Annotated in this window: 15 protein-coding genes; 10 read left to right on the forward strand and 5 right to left on the reverse strand. The window is 62.2% G+C overall.

The genetic code is table 11. The features are described from left to right. Positions 1-20: 20 nt before the first annotated feature. Both PMI38_RS18275 and PMI38_RS26715 read right to left on the reverse strand, forming a co-directional pair. Complete coding sequence (locus PMI38_RS18275) at positions 21-1568, reverse strand: AmpG family muropeptide MFS transporter (RefSeq protein WP_008096979.1); 1548 nt, start codon at positions 1566-1568, stop codon at positions 21-23. 43 nt (positions 1569-1611) lie between these two features. Next, the gene (locus PMI38_RS26715; RefSeq protein ID WP_008096980.1) at positions 1612-1965 is read right to left on the reverse strand and encodes an MGMT family protein; all 354 of its coding nucleotides are present in this window, start codon (positions 1963-1965) and stop codon (positions 1612-1614) included. Positions 1966-2118: 153 nt separating this feature from the next. On the opposite strand from PMI38_RS26715, the gene PMI38_RS18280 reads away from it, so the two are divergent. From PMI38_RS18280 to groL, 5 genes are all read left to right on the forward strand, one after another. Next, complete coding sequence (locus PMI38_RS18280) at positions 2119-3129, forward strand: DUF481 domain-containing protein (protein WP_008096981.1); 1011 nt, start codon at positions 2119-2121, stop codon at positions 3127-3129. Positions 3130-3218: 89 nt separating this feature from the next. Next, on the forward strand, positions 3219-3950 hold the full coding sequence (locus PMI38_RS18285) for a HugZ family pyridoxamine 5'-phosphate oxidase (RefSeq protein ID WP_008096982.1): 732 nt from the start codon (positions 3219-3221) through the stop codon (positions 3948-3950). A 67-nt stretch (positions 3951-4017) separates the two neighbouring features. After that, the gene (locus PMI38_RS18290; protein WP_008096983.1) at positions 4018-4479 is read left to right on the forward strand and encodes an FxsA family protein; all 462 of its coding nucleotides are present in this window, start codon (positions 4018-4020) and stop codon (positions 4477-4479) included. A gap of 239 nt (positions 4480-4718) precedes the next feature. Continuing rightward, positions 4719-5012: a co-chaperone GroES gene (locus tag PMI38_RS18295; RefSeq protein ID WP_003260750.1), complete on the forward strand. Its 294-nt coding sequence runs from the start codon at positions 4719-4721 to the stop codon at positions 5010-5012. Positions 5013-5060: 48 nt separating this feature from the next. Next, the gene (gene groL / locus PMI38_RS18300; protein ID WP_008096985.1) at positions 5061-6704 is read left to right on the forward strand and encodes a chaperonin GroEL; all 1644 of its coding nucleotides are present in this window, start codon (positions 5061-5063) and stop codon (positions 6702-6704) included. Between the two features lie 201 nt (positions 6705-6905). On the opposite strand, the gene PMI38_RS18305 is transcribed toward groL, so the two are convergent. Next, on the reverse strand, positions 6906-7634 hold the full coding sequence (locus PMI38_RS18305; protein WP_008096986.1) for a phosphatase PAP2 family protein: 729 nt from the start codon (positions 7632-7634) through the stop codon (positions 6906-6908). A 181-nt stretch (positions 7635-7815) separates the two neighbouring features. On the opposite strand from PMI38_RS18305, the gene colR reads away from it, so the two are divergent. The 5 genes from colR (at position 7816) to PMI38_RS18330 (ending at position 11520) form a co-directional block, all read left to right on the forward strand. Beyond that, a complete protein-coding gene (gene colR / locus PMI38_RS18310) occupies positions 7816-8499 on the forward strand; it encodes a two-component system response regulator ColR (protein WP_003255215.1) in 684 nt (227 codons plus the stop codon). After that, the gene (locus PMI38_RS18315) at positions 8489-9793 is read left to right on the forward strand and encodes a sensor histidine kinase (RefSeq protein ID WP_008096988.1); all 1305 of its coding nucleotides are present in this window, start codon (positions 8489-8491) and stop codon (positions 9791-9793) included. The genes colR and PMI38_RS18315 overlap by 11 nt, the downstream gene beginning before the upstream one ends. 111 nt (positions 9794-9904) lie before the next feature. Then, entirely contained in the window at positions 9905-10585 is a 681-nt protein-coding gene (locus tag PMI38_RS18320; protein ID WP_008096989.1) for a class I SAM-dependent methyltransferase, read from the forward strand. A gap of 6 nt (positions 10586-10591) precedes the next feature. Next, complete coding sequence (locus tag PMI38_RS18325) at positions 10592-11293, forward strand: lipopolysaccharide kinase InaA family protein (protein ID WP_008096990.1); 702 nt, start codon at positions 10592-10594, stop codon at positions 11291-11293. After that, complete coding sequence (locus tag PMI38_RS18330) at positions 11290-11520, forward strand: hypothetical protein (protein ID WP_008096991.1); 231 nt, start codon at positions 11290-11292, stop codon at positions 11518-11520. Before PMI38_RS18325 ends, PMI38_RS18330 begins: the two co-directional genes overlap by 4 nt. 162 nt (positions 11521-11682) lie before the next feature. On the opposite strand, the gene PMI38_RS18335 is transcribed toward PMI38_RS18330, so the two are convergent. Both PMI38_RS18335 and PMI38_RS18340 read right to left on the reverse strand, forming a co-directional pair. Next, the gene (locus PMI38_RS18335; protein ID WP_008096993.1) at positions 11683-14727 is read right to left on the reverse strand and encodes a multidrug efflux RND transporter permease subunit; all 3045 of its coding nucleotides are present in this window, start codon (positions 14725-14727) and stop codon (positions 11683-11685) included. A 13-nt stretch (positions 14728-14740) separates the two neighbouring features. Then, positions 14741-15889 (reverse strand): efflux RND transporter periplasmic adaptor subunit, encoded by a 1149-nt coding sequence (locus PMI38_RS18340; protein WP_008097004.1) that lies wholly within the window; start codon positions 15887-15889, stop codon positions 14741-14743. Positions 15890-16076 lie beyond the last annotated feature (187 nt).

The raw sequence follows: 16076 nt of genomic DNA on the forward strand, positions 1-16076 counted from the left end.
GTGCAGTCAGCAGCGCGGCTTCAGGGCCGCTCGGCCGCCGAACTTTCCACGGGTATCTGTTTGCCTCGGCCAACCTCCTGACGCCAGTGCAAGGCAATCAGAATCAGCGTCGGCACACCCAGCAGGGCGGTAATCAGGAAGAAGTCGTGATAACCGAACTTCTCCACCATCACCCCCGAATAACCACCGATCAGGCGCGGCAACAGCAGCATGATCGAGCTCAGCAGCGCATATTGCGTGGCCGAGAACTTGAGGTTGGTCAGGCTCGACAGGTAGGCGACGAAGGCCGAGGTGGCCAGCCCTGAACTGAAGTTGTCGAGGGAGATGGTCACCACCAGCATTTCCAGGTTCGGCCCCATGTCGGCCAGCATCAGGAACAGGATGTTGGTCGCCGCCGAGGCCACACCGCCGATGAACAGGATCGGCAGGATGCCGAAGCGCACGATCAGCAGGCCGCCGATACCTGCGCCGACCAGGGTCATGATCAGGCCGAAGATCTTGCTGACGCTGGCGATCTGGTCCTTGGTGAAGCCCATGTCGATGTAGAACACGTTGGCCATCACACCCATCACCGTGTCCGACATGCGATAGGTCGCGATCAGTCCGAGCAGCAGCAGGGCCTGCCAGCGGTAGCGGGCGATGAAGTCGTTGACCGGCGTCAGCACCGGTGCCAGGCCGCGTCGGCCCAAGCTCGACAAGCATGCCCAGCTCAGCAGCACGTAGAGGATCAGGCGCAGGAACGCACGGTCTTCGAGCAGCAGGTCAAGCGGACTGGCGTCGCCGGAAATGACGCTGGACCAGCCGGTGTTGAACATCTGGGTGAAGCTGGCGGGCACCGATACCAGCAGGATGATCAGCACGAAAACCGAGGCCATCTGATGTACCAGGCCATAGCGCGCTGCCGACAACTGGGTGCGCATCGGCACCGGTGGCTCACGCATGATCAGGGTGGTGAACACCGCAGGCAGCATCAGCACACCGAACAGCACATAGGTGCCTGCCCAGGCCTTGTGCAGATAGCTGAAACCGGTCGAGCCGAACCATTCGGCGAAGAACAGCGCGCCGGCGGTGGCGAGCAGGGCGGCGATCCGGTAACCGGCCATGTAGCTGGCAGCCAGTGCCGCCTGGCGCTGATCGTCGGCGATCTCCAGGCGATAGGCATCGACCGCGATGTCCTGCGTGGCCGAGGCGAAGGCCACGAGCACGGCCAGGGCGATCAGCCACGACAGGTGTTGCTGCGGGTCGCACAGGCTCATGCCGACCAGGCCGATCACCACCAACGACTGCGAAAGCAACAGCCACGAACGGCGGCGACCAAGACCGCCCAGCAGTGGCAGGCGCCATTGGTCGAGCAGGGGCGACCATACCCATTTGAAGGCATAGGCCAGGCCAATCAGGCTGGCATAACCAATGGTCTCACGGGCCACGCCCGCTTCTCGCAACCACACTGAAAGGGTCGAAAACACCAGCATGTAGGGCAGGCCGGCGGCGAAGCCCAGCAGCAGAAGTACCAGGGTTGACGGGCTGGCATAGGCGGCAAGCGCAGCGCGCCAGGTTTTACGGGGCATGGGCCAACATCTGCCTCAAATTTGCGAAAACAAAGCGCGCACTCTAACCGCTGTGCTCCATTGGGCGCCAGCCATGGCGCGTCATATCCACCCGATTATTGGTTACATTCACGCCCTCTGCACGTAGTCGTGCCCGCTGTTCATCGCCCGCAGGTGTACCCAGTGCCAGGCTCAGGCGCCCAGCCGCGCCGAGTACCCGGTGCCACGGCAGGCGGGTGTCGCCGGGCAATTGGCCGAGGGTACGGCCGACCCATCGTGCCGCGCGGCCAAGCCCTGCCAGTTCGGCGAGTTGCCCGTAGCTGACGACCTTGCCCTCAGGCACTTGGCCGAGCACTGAATACAGGGCCGTTCGTCGGGCTTCGGGCGTTTCCAGGGCATGCTCGTATCGCTCAGACATCAGAGCAGCCCTGGCCTGGAGTGAAACCGGACGAGTGGTCGCGGCAAATCAGCGTTGAACTCGATGGCATGCTGGTCGGTCTTTCCTTGCTCTGGTCGTCGGCATCTGGATAATGCCCGGCTTTTTTCGTCGAATCGAACCCGTAGTCCACTTATGTATTCTAGATCCTTGTTGTGCCTGTTGACCGCCAGCCTGTGCGCCACCCCCGCTTTCGCCGACACCGTCTGGATGAAGAACGGCGATCGCCTGAGCGGCAAGATCCGGGTGTTCGACGGTGGCAAACTGCTTCTGGAAACCCCATACGGTGGTTCGATCTCGCTGGACTGGAAACAGGTTCAGACCCTGGAGAGCGACCAGGAACTGCTGGTCAAGCAGGACGCCTATACCGGCGAGAGGGCCAAGTCCCTGCAGGCGGCCGAGGCGGGCAAGGTGACGCTGGCCAACGGCGATGCACCCAAGACCGTCGAGCTGGCCAGCATCCAGCAGATCATGAAGCCCAAGCCTGTGGTCGAGGACATGATCTGGAAGGGCAACGTCGACGTGGCGATGGACTACCAGCGCGCCGAAAGCGACAGCGACGACTACGACATCGATTTCAAGACCACAGCCCGGCATGGCCGCTGGCGGCACAATGCCGAGGGCGAATACAACCGCGAGTCCAAGAACGACGAAACCACCACCAACAACTGGAGCGCCGAATATGCGCTCGACCGCTTCATCACCGAGAAGTGGTTCTGGCAGGGGCGGCTCGAGTACAAGCGCGACCATATCGAAGACCTGGCGCGCCAGCGTACCGTGGGTACCGGCCCTGGCTACCAGTTCTGGGATGACGAACTGGGCGCCTTCTCGCTCGGTTCGCTGATCAACCGCACCGACTTCGAGTACCGGGATGGCGCCAAGGACAACTTCTATTCGGCGGCCGTCAAGTGGGACTACACCCGCTACCTGATCGGCAAGAAAGTCCAGTTGTTCACCAACGGCGAGCTCGCCAAGCCGCTGGGAGGCGTGGCCAACTACTCCCTCGATGCCGAGGTGGGGCTGCGCTACAAGGTCACCGAATGGGCTTCGCTGAACCTCAAGGCGGAAAAGGACATCATCAGCGGCACACCCGAAAGCGACCTGGACAAGGCCCGCTATACCGCCGGCTTCGGCGTGACCTGGTAAAGAAGGGCGGCGGCTGCGCCAGCAGTGGCAGTGGTGGGTGATAATGCTTATCTTGTCACCCATCCATTCCGCCGCCAGGAGCGCCCTCAGTGAGTACCACCGCCATCCGCCCCGCCCGGGAACTGCTGCTCAAGGAATACCGCGGCGTGCTCTCGACCCACTCCAAGTCCATGCCCGGCTTCCCGTTCGGCTCCGTGGTGCCGTACTGCCTCGATGCCGACGGCAACCCGCTGATCCTTATCAGCCGCATCGCCCAGCACACCCACAACCTGCAGAAAGACCCCAAGTGCTCGCTGCTGGTGGGTGAGCGCGAAGCCGAGGACGTGCAGGCCGTCGGTCGTCTCACCGTGATGGCCGAGGCGCACAAGCTGGTCGATGAAGCCGCTGTCGAGGCGGCGGCCGAGCGCTACTACCGTTATTTCCCCGATGCTGGCAACTACCACAAGGCCCACGACTTCGACTTCTGGGTGCTGCAGCCGGTACGTCATCGCTACATCGGCGGCTTCGGCGCGATCCACTGGCTCGACCAGGTGACCCTGGCCAATCCGTTTGCGGGCAAGGCCGAGGCCAGCATGATCGAACACATGAACAGCGATCACGCCAATGCCATTGCCCACTACGTCGAGTTGAGCGAACTGCCGAGCAGCGCGCCGGCGCAGATGGTCGGCATCGACAGCGAAGGCATGCACCTGCGTATCGGCCAAGGTGTCTACTGGTTGCCCTTCCCAGCTATTTGCAATACGCCGACACAAGTTCGCGAAGCCCTGGTTTTGCTGGCGCGCGCCGACCAATGGCCGAGTGCGACTGAAGTCGAAGCTTGAAAATGCGAATGCACGCATCCATGTGATGGTCTTACAGGAAGGTTGTCTTCCATCGAGGATTGCTTTGATGCGTGCTTTTCTACTGCTGTTTCTCCTTTTCCCTGTGCTGGAGCTGTTCGTCTTCGTCAAGGTCAGTGCGGCCATCGGGTTCTTCCCGGCGCTGCTGCTGATCATCGCCGGCTCCGCCCTGGGTGTGCTGGTAATGCGCGTGGCCGGCCTGGCCACGGCCCTGCGTGCCCGCGAAAGCCTGCAGCGTGGCGAACTGCCCGCCGAGGACATGTTCCAGGGCCTGATGCTGGCGGTCGGCGGTGGCCTGCTGCTGCTGCCGGGCTTCATCAGCGACGTGCTGGGCGTGCTTTGCCTGCTGCCGTTCACCCGCCATCTGGCCGCGCGCAAGTTGCGTCAGCGTGCCGAAGCACAGGCCATGCGCCAGCGGGCGTTTCAGGATGACCCGTTCCAGGCGCAGCCACGCGACAGCGGCCACCGGCCCAATGTGATCGAAGGCGAGTACGAGCGCCGCGACAAGTGAATACCCTGGGGCCGCTAAGCGGCCCCAGCCTTTTCCAGGCAGTGAAAAATTTTCCATGCCAAGCCCTTGTAATTGAATATGCCGGCCTCATGTATGTGGTCACCGCAAGGTTTCTGGTGGCAACACCAGACATGACACAGGTGGTTCGCACACGGCGGGCCACCCCCGGCAACGCCGGACCGAATCAACCCGCCGGTCGATACCGGCCGATGAAAACCACAATTTGGGAGAGATCGACAATGAAGCTTCGTCCTCTGCATGACCGCGTAGTCATCCGTCGCAGCGAAGAAGAATCGAAAACCGCTGGCGGTATCGTCCTGCCGGGTTCGGCCGCTGAAAAACCAAACCGCGGCGAAGTTGTAGCCGTCGGCACCGGTCGCATCCTGGACAACGGCGAAGTACGTGCGCTGGCCGTGAAAGTGGGTGACAAAGTGGTTTTCGGCCCTTACTCGGGCAGCAACACCGTGAAAGTCGATGGCGAAGACCTGCTGGTCATGGCCGAGAACGAAATCCTCGCCGTTATCGAAGGCTGATTTCTCCGACTTCCCGTTACTCCAAAGAATTTCAAGGATTAAACGATCATGGCTGCTAAAGACGTAAAATTCGGCGATTCCGCTCGTAAAAAAATGCTGGTTGGTGTCAACGTTCTGGCTGACGCGGTAAAAGCGACCCTGGGCCCGAAAGGCCGTAACGTGGTGCTGGCCAAGAGCTTCGGCGCGCCAACCATCACCAAGGACGGCGTTTCCGTCGCCAAAGAAATCGAGCTGAAAGACGCCTTCGAGAACATGGGCGCCCAGCTGGTCAAGGAAGTTGCTTCCAAGGCCAACGACGCTGCCGGTGACGGCACCACCACCGCTACCGTTCTGGCTCAGGCCATCGTCAATGAAGGCCTGAAAGCCGTCGCTGCCGGCATGAACCCGATGGACCTGAAGCGCGGCATCGACAAGGCTACCGCCGCTGTTGTCGCCGAACTGAAGAACCTGTCCAAGCCATGCGCCGACTCCAAGGCCATCGCCCAGGTAGGCACCATCTCCGCCAACTCTGACGACTCCATCGGCAACATCATTGCCGAAGCCATGGAAAAAGTCGGTAAAGAAGGCGTGATCACCGTTGAAGAAGGCTCGGGCCTGGACAACGAACTGTCCGTCGTTGAAGGCATGCAGTTCGACCGTGGCTACCTGTCGCCGTACTTCGTCAACAAGCCGGACACCATGGTTGCCGAGCTGGAAGGCCCGCTGCTGCTGCTGGTCGACAAGAAGATCTCCAACATCCGTGAGCTGCTGCCAGTGCTGGAAGCCGTTGCCAAGGCCGGCCGCCCACTGCTGATCGTTGCCGAAGACGTTGAAGGTGAAGCGCTGGCTACCCTGGTAGTCAACAACATGCGCGGCATCGTCAAGGTTGCAGCGGTCAAGGCTCCAGGCTTCGGCGACCGCCGCAAGGCCATGCTGCAGGACATCGCTGTCCTGACCGGCGGCCAGGTCATCTCCGAAGAAATCGGCCTGTCCCTGGAAACCGCTACCCTGGAGCACCTGGGTAACGCCAAGCGCGTCATCCTGTCCAAGGAAAACACCACCATCATCGACGGCGCTGGCGTTGAAGATGACATCCAGGCGCGCGTCAAGCAGATCCGTGCCCAGATCGAAGAAACTTCCTCGGACTACGACCGTGAGAAGCTGCAAGAGCGTCTGGCCAAGCTGGCTGGCGGTGTTGCCGTGATCAAGGTCGGTGCCGGCACCGAAGTTGAAATGAAAGAGAAGAAAGCCCGCGTTGAAGACGCCCTGCACGCTACCCGTGCAGCCGTTGAAGAAGGCGTGGTGCCTGGCGGTGGTGTTGCCCTGGTTCGCGCCCTGAACGCGATCATCGACCTCAAAGGCGACAACGAAGACCAGAACGTCGGTATCGCCCTGCTGCGTCGCGCTGTTGAAGCGCCGCTGCGCCAGATCACTGCCAACGCCGGCGACGAGCCAAGCGTTGTCGCTGACAAGGTCAAGCAAGGTTCGGGTAACTTCGGTTACAACGCTGCTACCGGCGAATACGGCGACATGATCGAGATGGGCATCCTGGACCCAGCCAAGGTCACCCGTTCGGCCCTGCAAGCTGCTGCTTCGATCGGCGGTCTGATGATCACCACCGAAGCCATGATTGCTGACGCTCCGAGCGAAGCCCCAGCTGGCGGCGGCATGCCAGACATGGGCGGCATGGGCGGCATGGGCGGCATGATGTAAGCCAGCCTTACCCCCTGCAGCATCGAAAAGCCCCGGTTCGCAAGAACCGGGGCTTTTTCTTTTCCTGTGAGGGCCAGTGGGGCTGCTGTGCAGCCCATCGCTGGCAAGCCAGCTCCCACAGGTACAGCGCCCAATTCAAGGTTTGCGCTCCAACTGTGGGAGCCGGCTTGCCGGCGAAAGGGCCGCAAAGCGGCCCCTCGTTCAGGCAACGCTGCGCTCTGCGGCTGGCACCTCAGCCACCCCCTTGCGATACAGCACCAGATAGTACGACCCCAACCCGATCAACCAACAGAACACGGCCGTCCACACGTTGTGCGAAAGGAAATGCGCCCCTTGCATCATTCGCCCCACCGACAGCACCGAGCCAGCCACCAAGGCAACCGCAAACGCCACCCGCGCCAGCCGTGGCCGCCGGTCACGCAGCATGAAGAACAGGCCGAACAGGCAGAAGCCGGTCGCCGCATGCCCGCCCGGCCAGCACATCCCAGGCTTGTCGGTAGCCGGACGCGGCTCCAGCAGCTTGCTGTAGGTTTCCTTGCCACCGAACTGGGTCAGGCTCCATGGGCACTGCACCTGGGTAACCTTCTTCAGCGGTGTGACGAAGGCTGTGGACACGCTCAGCGCCAGTACCAGACAGCCGAGCTCGCGGCGCCAGCCGAACAGGCGTTTCCAGAAAAAGCTCGCGGCAAAGGCGACCAGCGACAGCAGCCCGAGCAGAATCACGCCTTGCTTGACGCGGTCATGCAGAATGTTTTCCAGCAGGTAGCTATGGCGGCCGATGAATTGGCCGGCCGTCTGATCGAAGAACAGGTTGGCCACATCCATGTCGACCGAGGTCAGTTCGAGCAGGATCAAGGCCACTGCGATGGCCAGCGGAATACCGAGGTACAGCCAGGTATTGATCGGACGAGGTCGAAGGGGAGGATGCATGACGGCTCCAGGGCACGAATAAGACGGGGCATTGTCGAGTGCCCGCTATCCTGTGTCCGTGAAGGATCAGTGAAAAAACTGTCAACTTCGCTGAATTGACCGTGGGGCTGGTACAGCCCGGGCGATGGCCTTAAGCTGCGCCTGCCGCGCACCCACGCGAAGCGCCGCACAGGAGAACCCGATGCGCATTCTTTTGGTTGAAGACAACCGCGATATCCTCGCCAACCTGGCCGACTACCTTGGCATGAAAGGCTACACCGTCGACTGTGCCCAGGACGGTCTGTCCGGCTTGCACCTGGCTGCCACCGAACACTACGACCTGATCGTGCTCGACATCATGTTGCCCGGCATCGATGGCTACACCCTGTGCAAGCGCCTGCGCGAAGATGCCCGGCGCGACACCCCGGTGATCATGCTGACCGCCCGTGACCAGCTGGACGACCGCCTGCAGGGGTTCCGCTCCGGTGCCGACGATTACCTGCTCAAGCCGTTCGCCCTTTCCGAGCTGGCCGCGCGTATCGAAGCGGTATTGCGCCGGGCCCAGGGAGGTGGGCGCCGCACCTTGCAGGTCGCCGACCTCAGCTATGACCTCGACACCCTCGAAGTCACCCGCCAGGGCCGCCTGCTCAAGCTCAACCCGGTCGGCCTCAAGCTGCTTGCCGTGCTGATGCAGAAGAGCCCGCATGTGCTGCGCCGCGAAGTGCTGGAAGAAGCCCTGTGGGGAGACGATTGCCCCGACAGCGACAGCCTGCGCAGCCATGTGCACCAGTTGCGCCAAGTGATCGACAAACCGTTCGAGAAGCCTCTGTTGCATACCGTCCATGGCGTCGGCTATCGCCTCGCCGAGGGTCGCGATGGAGTTTAAGCAAAGCCTTGCGCAGCGCATCATCATCGCCTTTGCGCTGATGAGCGCGCTGGTGGCAGGGGCCTTCGCCTTTGGTATCGTCGCCACCGTCCACCTGGTCGAGGAACGCTTGATTTCCTCGGTGCTGGGGGGCGACCTGCAACGTCTGTTGCGCATGGACAGCGTCAGCGACTGGAGCCACCGGCCACGCCCCGACCAGTTGTTCTACTTCAGCGGTGGGCGTGACGACTTCGAGCTGCCCAAGGACCTGCGCCACCTCGGTGAGGGTTTCCATGAGGTGTTCCGCGACCAGCTGTCCTACCACGCCATGGTCGAGATCGTGGATGGCCGGCGTTACGTGCTGCTGCAGGACCAGAGCGATTTCGAAGAGCGCGAGCGGGTGCTGTTCGCCGTGGTCGTGGTTGGCTTCGTACTCAGTCTGGTGCTGGCGGTGGTGCTGGGCTGGCTGCTGGCCCGTCGGGTGATGGCACCGGTGATCCGCCTGGCCCGCCAGGTGCGTCATCGCGACCAGTTGCTCGGCCTGGCCCCGCCGCTGGCGCCGGATTACGCAGCGGACGAAGTCGGCCAGTTGGCCGTGGCCTTCGACGATACCCTGGGCCGGCTGCGCGATGCGCTGACCCGCGAGCGGCTGTTCACCAGTGATGTCAGCCATGAGTTGCGCACGCCGCTGATGGTACTGGCTACCTCGTGCGAGCTGCTCATCGAGAACCCCAACCTGGATACGCGTTCGCGCAGCCAGGTGGAGCGGATCGCCCGTGCCACCGAAGAAATGCGCGAGCTGGTCAAGACCTTCCTGATGCTCGCCCGCGCCCAGCGCGACCAGGGCGCCGTAGCATCCCAGGCGAACTTGCGCGAAGTGGCCGATGACCTGATCGGGGTGTGGCGTGACACTATCGAACAGAAGGGACTGGCACTGTATTACGACGGTCGAATCAGCGCTGGGCCTCTGTTGTACAACGCGACCTTCCTGCAATCGGTGATGGGCAACCTGCTGCGCAACGCCGCGCATTACACCGACGGCGGCTATATCCGCCTGAGCCTGCAGCCCAACGGCTTCAGTGTCGAAGACAGTGGCGTCGGCATCCCTGAAGAGCAGCGCGAGGCGATGTTCCAGCCCTTCGTGCGCGGTGACGAGCGGCGCGGCGAGGGCCTTGGGCTGGGGCTGTCGCTGGTGCAACGGATCTGTGACGACCAGGGTTGGCGCGTGACGTTGACCGCGACTGCACCGCATGGGTGCCGCTTCCAGGTCGACTTGAGCCAGAGCGCGGAGAAAATCGACCCCACGACGCTTTAGAAATTCGCTGAAACATGTTGTTGGGCGGATAACATTTTTTTCACATTGGCATAACCTGTTTCCTACGCTTCCTTACCTAAAGTCAGCGCACTGGAAGCCAGGAGATGCCCAATGCGCAGCCCGATCAAACTCGAATTTTCCGAGAAGTACGACCAGCAACATGCTCAAGAGTACTTCCTCAAGCACCAGGATGGCCTGGCTCGTCGCATGTCCCACAAGCGCGACGAACAGCTGGCACGCCGTGCCCTGGCGCTGGCCGGAGAACCGGGGTTGGTACTGGACCTGCCTTGCGGCGCTGGCCGCTTCTGGCCCCTGCTGGCGGAAAAGCCGAACCGGGTGATCATCGGTGCCGACAACTCCGAGGCGATGATCGCGACAGCCTGTGCCGCGCAACCGCCGGAGGTGGTGGCACGGGTACGCCCTTTGCAGACTTCTGCCTTTGACATCGATCTTCCGGACAACTCGGTCGACAGCATCTTCTGCATGCGGCTGCTTCATCACATTGGCGAGTCAGCTCACCGCAAGGCAATTCTCTCTGAATTTCAAAGGGTTAGCCGCGACAGCGTAATCCTGTCATTGTGGGTGGACGGCAACTTCAAGGCCTGGCGACGCAAGAAACTCGAGCAACGCCGCAGTGTCAAAGCCGAGCAGGACAGTTTCCAGAACCGTTTTGTGTTACCGGTAGAGACGGTTGAAGAAGAGTTCAAGGCCGCCGGCTTCAGAATCCAGGAACGCCTCGACTTCCTGCCGTTCTATGCCATGTGGCGGGTTTATGTATTGCGTAAGGGGTAATGTTTGATGGCTGTAGCCCAGGGTGAGGAGTCGCGGTTCGATTTTTACTGGCGCCAGCAGGGCGAATGGGTCGAGGAACCCAACCAGCGTCGTGGTGGTGAAAGTGGTGTGCAACGGCTGAGCGATGGCAGCGGCAAGTTGCTGTATTCAAAGCGCCAGATCGGGCATATCTATCGCAGCCTGCTGCACCCGTTCGGGCGGCCGACCGTACTGCGTGAACTCGACGCACTGAACAGCTTCGAACAGCTGGGCGTACGCGTGCCGCGCATTGTCTTTTGCGGTGCCGAGCGCGATGCCGATCATCAATGGCGCGCGCTGCTGGTCAGCGAGGCGCTGGATGGCTTCGTCGAGCTGGATACCTGGCACGCCGAGGGCGCGCGCGAGCGTTATCCGCAAGTGGTGCACGAGCGCATGCTCAAGGATCTGGCCGACAACCTGGCGCGCATGCACCTGGGGCATTGGCAGCATGGTTGCCTGTATGGCAAGCACGTGTTCATCAAGGTAATTGGCGAGGGTGAACAGGCCCGTGTCGAAGTGGCCTTGCTCGATCTTGAGAAATGCCGTCGGCGCATCAGTTGTCAGCGTGCGGCGGCCAATGACCTACGCCAGCTGCGCCGCCATTCGTCGTTCACCGAAGCAGAATGGCAATCGCTGCTCTATTTTTACCAGATGGCGTTTGGCAGCGCTGTCAAAGGGTTAGGGCAATGAAACTAGAAATCGCTCGAGCTTTGTTTCTGGTGGCTGGCTTGGCCGTGACGACGGTAGCGGTAGCTGCCTGGGAAGAGCCGCGGCCTGTGGTCTTCAGCAAGGCCGAGATGGCAGACCAGTGCGCACTGCCGCGTGTCGTGAAACAACACCAGGCACAGGCCCGGCCTGACCAGGACCTGTTGCTGTTCCTGTTCGGCATGCACCAAGGGCTACGGTCTTCCGGCTGAGCCTGGTTCGAGCACAAAGGGCCCCGCTTTTGCGGGGCCTTTGCTTTTCCTGGTTTTGCTTCACTGGCCCTATCGCCGGCAAGCCGGCTCCCACAGGGTTATCGCAGGTCCTGGGCATTGCACTGTACCTGTGGGAGCCGGCTTGCCGGCGATAGGGCCAGATCAAACGACAGCCGCCTCCCGGGCTGTCGACTTATGCGCCAACAGCGTGTAAATGCACGGCAACACGAACAACGTGAACAAGGTCCCGATCGACATCCCGGTCGCAATCACCGTGCCGATATCGAATCGGCTCACTGCCCCGGCGCCGGTTGCCAGAATCAACGGCACCATGCCAAACACCATTGCTGCCGTGGTCATCAGCACCGGCCGCAGGCGAATGGCCGCCGCTTCCTCGATAGCTTCTCGCACGCTCAGGCCTTTTTCCTCACGCAACTGGTTGGCGAACTCGACGATCAGGATGCCGTGCTTGCTGATCAACCCGATCAGCGTCACCAGCCCTACCTGGGTGTAGATGTTCATGCTGGAAATGCCCAGGAACAGCGGCAACAGCGCCCCGCAGATCGACAGCGGCACCGTCACCAGGATCACCAGCGGATCACGGAAGCTTTCGAACTGTGCCGCCAGCACCAGGAAGATGATCGCCAGCGCCAGGCCGAAGGTCACCCACAGCGCACTGCCTTCCTGGACATACTGGCGCGCGGCACCGGCGTAATCGAAGGAGAACCCCTCGGGTGCTTCCTCGCGGGCAATATCACCCACGGTCTGCAGCGCTTCACCGATGCTGACCATCGGCACGCCCTGGATGATCGCCGAGTTCAGCTGCTGGAACTGGTTGAGCTGGCGCGGGCGGGCGCGGTCGCTGAGGGTGATCAGGGTCGATAGCGGCAGCAACTGGCCCTGATCGTTCTTCACGTAGTAATTGTTGAGCCAGCCAGGGTTGTCACGGTAAGGCCGTTCGACCTGGGCGATCACTTTGTAGCTACGCCCTTCCAGGGTGAACCGGTTGATTTCCGCCTCGCCCAGCAAGGTCGCCAGGGTGCCGCCCAGGGTGTCCATGGACACGCCCATCTGCGCCGCCTTGGCCCGGTCGATATCCACCACCACTTCGGGTTTGTCGAAGGCCAGGTCGATGTCGAGGAAGGCGAACTTGCCCGTGGCCTGGGCGCGTTCCTTGACCCGTTGGGTGACTTCCAGCAGGGCCGGGTAGTCGCCGGCGGTGTTGATCACGAACTGGAACGGCAGGCCCTCGCCGGTGCCTGGCAGCGACGGCAGGTTGAAGCCGAAGATCTGCAGGCCGCCGACTTCCTCGAGCTTGGCCTGTACCAGCGGCAACAGCTCCATCTGCGTGCGTTCGCGCTCGTTCCAGGGTTTCAGCAGGAAACCGCCGATACCGCTTTGCACCCCATTGAAACCATTGATCTGGAACGACGAGTAGTACTCGGGAAAGGCCTTGAACAGCGGCGTGAACTGGTCGGTGTAGGCATTGAGGTAGTCGAGGTTGGCCGGTTGTGGCGCGTTGCTCATCATGAAGATCACGCCCTGGTCCTCGTTGGGCGCCAGCTCGTTCTGGGTGAACTTGAGCAGCAGCGGGATCAGGCACAGGATGATCACGGCGAACACCAGCACCACCGGGCGGCTGTCCAGGGTGGCATGCAACAGGCGCTGGTAGCGCTCCTTGAGGCGTTCGAACAGCTGGTCCAGGCGATGGGCCAGGCCGCTGGGGTTCTGCTCCTGGCGCAGTAGCAGGGCGCACATCATCGGTGACAAGGTCAGGGCGACGATGCCGGAGATGATCACCGCGCCCGCCAGGGTCAAGGCGAACTCCTTGAACAAGGCGCCGGTGAGCCCGGTGAGGAAGCCGATCGGCGCATACACCGCCGCCAGGGTGATGGTCATCGACACCACCGGCATGGCGATCTCCCGGGCGCCCTCCAGGGCTGCGTCGAACGGTGACTTGCCTTCTTCCATGTGGCGGTGAATGTTTTCCACCACGACGATGGCGTCGTCCACCACCAGGCCGATGGCCAACACCATCGCCAACAGTGTCAGCAGGTTGAGTGAGTAGCCCATCATCTGCATGAAGAACAGCACGCCGATCATCGACAGCGGAATGGTCACCACCGGGATCAGCACCGAGCGCAGGGCACCGAGGAACAGGAACACCACCACGATGACGATCAGCACTGCTTCACCGAGGGTCTTGATCACTTCGTCGATGGACGCCTGGATGAACAGCGTGGCGTCATAGGCGATCGACACCTTGAGCGCCGACGGCAACTGGCTCTCCAGCTCCGGCATGATCCGCCGAACCTCCTTGATCACCTCCAGCGGGTTGGCGGCAGGGGTGGCCTTGATCCCGATATAGACCGATGGGATGCCGTCGAACGAGCTGACCGTGTCGTAGTTCTCCGCGCCCATCTCGACCCGTGCCACATCGCCCAGCAGCACCCGGCTGTCGCCCGCTGTCTTGACCGGCAGTGCGGCAAAGGCCTCGGCCGACTTGAGCTCGGTGCTGGCGTTGATGCTGGTAACCACGTATTCGCCTTTCACCTCGCCCGCTGCGGAGAGGAAGTTGTAGCGGCGCACGGCATTGGTCACATCGACGGCCGAGAGGCCGAAACCGGCCAGCTTCACCGGGTCGATCCAGATGCGCATGGCGAACACCTGGTTGCCGAGGATTTCCGCCTCGGCCATGCCCGGCAAGGTGGCCAGCTTCGGCTGGATGACCCGTGACAGGTAGTCGGTGATCTGCGGGTTGCTCATTTCCTTGCTGTAGAAGCTGATGTACATCAGCGCCGAGGCATCGGCGGCTTCCTTGCTCAGCACCGGGTCTTCGGAGTCTTGAGGCAGCTGGTTGCGCACCTCGTTGGCCTTGGCCAGCAGCTCGGTGAACAGTCGGTCGCTGTCGGCACCGATGCGCGCGTAGATGGAAATGATCGAGAAGTTCTGCCGGCTCACCGAGGTCATGTAGTCGATGCCTTCGGCGCTGGCCAGGCTCTGTTGCAGCGGCTGGGTGATGTAGCCCTGGATGGTTTCGGCGTTGGCCCCCGGATAGGCGGTGGTCACCGTGATCAAGGCGTTTTCCATCTGCGGGTACTGGCGGATCTGCAGCTTGCTCCAGGCCTGGAAACCGAGCAGCAGGATCAGCAAGCTGACCACGCTGGCCAGTACCGGGCGGCGGATGAAGGGATCGGTGAACGCCATGCCTGCCTCCTGGTCAGTCCGCGCGCGGAGCGCCCTGTTCAGGCCCCCGCACAGTGTCCTGGCCGATGCGGATGGCCGCGCCGGGGGTGAGTTTGAGCTGTCCGGCGGTCACCACCTGCTCACCGGCCTTGAGCCCCTTGGTGACCACCACCACGCCATCGCGGCGCTCGCCGGTCTGCACGGTGCGTTGTTCGGCGGTCAGCGGCGCCTGGCCCTGGTCATCGGGTTGCGGCTTGCCGTCCTTGTCTTTGCCGGGCGTGGCGACGTACACCGAGTTGCCATACAGCGTGTAGGTGATGGCGCTTTCCGGCACCACCACCTGCGGCCGAGGGTCAGGCAGCAGCACCAGCAGGTTGGCGAACATGCCCGGCAACAGCTTGCCGTCGGGGTTGGCCATGGTCGCGCGCACGAGCAAGTTGCGCGTGCTTTCCTCGACCTTGGGGTTGATTGCGCTGAGACTGGCGGGGAAGGTCTGGCCCGGATACGCAGCCACCTGCACCTGGACCTGCTGGCCGAGGCTCAGGTGGGGCAGGGCCTGTTCCGGTACATTGAAGTCGACATACAGGCTGGAGAGGTCCTGCAAGGTGGCGATCACCGAACCGGCAGCAAGGTAGTCGCCGACATCCACCTGGCGGATGCCGATGGTGCCGCTGAACGGGGCGCTGATGCTTTTCTTGGTCTTCGACGCCTTGAGCTGGTCGACCACGGCCTGGTTGCGCCGGTACTGGGCGGTGAGGCGATCGTACTCGCCACGGGAGATAGCCGAGTCGCCCACCAACTGACTGCCACGGCCGAAGTCGACCTTGGCCAGGCCCAGGTCGGCCTGGGCGGTGCCGAGCAAGGCGGTTTCCTGGTCGTCGTTCAATTGCAGCAGCAGTTGCCCGGCCTTGACCTTCTGGCCAGAGTCGAAGTGCAAGGATTTGACGATACCTTCCACTTCGAGGCTCAGCTCGACGCCCTGCAGGGCCTTGAGGCTGCCGACGGCGGGCAGGCGCTCCTGCCACAGGCGCTCTTCGGCCAGGGCTGCGGCCACGGTGATGGGCGGCTTTGGGGCAGCGAACATCTGGATCTGCTGGTAGATCGAGAATGCCTTGTAACCCCCCAGGGCCAGCACGATCAGCAAAACGACGGCCAACATGATGAGCATGCGGCGGCGCAGCATAAGTCCGGTTCCTTGGATACGTGGTTGTTATTCGTTTTGACACGACAACGGGCGATCCTGCCCACGTGCGGATGGGGGAAGTATTGACTGTTTTTGGCTGTGGGGGAAATGGATTGTCTGTGCGGGCCCTATCGCCGGCAAGCCGGCTCCCACAGGTAAAACGCTTGGCGCCGTACCTGTGGGAGCC

The sequence above is a fragment of the Pseudomonas sp. GM84 genome (genome assembly GCF_000282535.1).
Taxonomy (GTDB): Bacteria; Pseudomonadota; Gammaproteobacteria; order Pseudomonadales; family Pseudomonadaceae; genus Aquipseudomonas.

Excerpts from the sequence above, each read along its gene's own strand:
- PMI38_RS18315 (WP_008096988.1), top strand. The coding sequence starts at position 8,489 with ATGGAGTTTAAGCAAAGCCTTGCGCAGCGCATCATCATCGCCTTTGCG.
- PMI38_RS18330 (WP_008096991.1), top strand. The coding sequence starts at position 11,290 with ATGAAACTAGAAATCGCTCGAGCTTTGTTTCTGGTGGCTGGCTTGGCC.
- PMI38_RS18290 (WP_008096983.1), top strand. The coding sequence starts at position 4,018 with ATGCGTGCTTTTCTACTGCTGTTTCTCCTTTTCCCTGTGCTGGAGCTG.
- PMI38_RS18335 (WP_008096993.1), bottom strand. The coding sequence starts at position 14,727 with ATGGCGTTCACCGATCCCTTCATCCGCCGCCCGGTACTGGCCAGCGTG.
- PMI38_RS18280 (WP_008096981.1), top strand. The coding sequence starts at position 2,119 with ATGTATTCTAGATCCTTGTTGTGCCTGTTGACCGCCAGCCTGTGCGCC.
- PMI38_RS18275 (WP_008096979.1), bottom strand. The coding sequence starts at position 1,568 with ATGCCCCGTAAAACCTGGCGCGCTGCGCTTGCCGCCTATGCCAGCCCG.
- PMI38_RS18295 (WP_003260750.1), top strand. The coding sequence starts at position 4,719 with ATGAAGCTTCGTCCTCTGCATGACCGCGTAGTCATCCGTCGCAGCGAA.
- PMI38_RS18305 (WP_008096986.1), bottom strand. The coding sequence starts at position 7,634 with ATGCATCCTCCCCTTCGACCTCGTCCGATCAATACCTGGCTGTACCTC.
- colR (WP_003255215.1), top strand. The coding sequence starts at position 7,816 with ATGCGCATTCTTTTGGTTGAAGACAACCGCGATATCCTCGCCAACCTG.
- PMI38_RS18340 (WP_008097004.1), bottom strand. The coding sequence starts at position 15,889 with ATGCTGCGCCGCCGCATGCTCATCATGTTGGCCGTCGTTTTGCTGATC.
- groL (WP_008096985.1), top strand. The coding sequence starts at position 5,061 with ATGGCTGCTAAAGACGTAAAATTCGGCGATTCCGCTCGTAAAAAAATG.
- PMI38_RS18325 (WP_008096990.1), top strand. The coding sequence starts at position 10,592 with ATGGCTGTAGCCCAGGGTGAGGAGTCGCGGTTCGATTTTTACTGGCGC.
- PMI38_RS26715 (WP_008096980.1), bottom strand. The coding sequence starts at position 1,965 with ATGTCTGAGCGATACGAGCATGCCCTGGAAACGCCCGAAGCCCGACGA.
- PMI38_RS18320 (WP_008096989.1), top strand. The coding sequence starts at position 9,905 with ATGCGCAGCCCGATCAAACTCGAATTTTCCGAGAAGTACGACCAGCAA.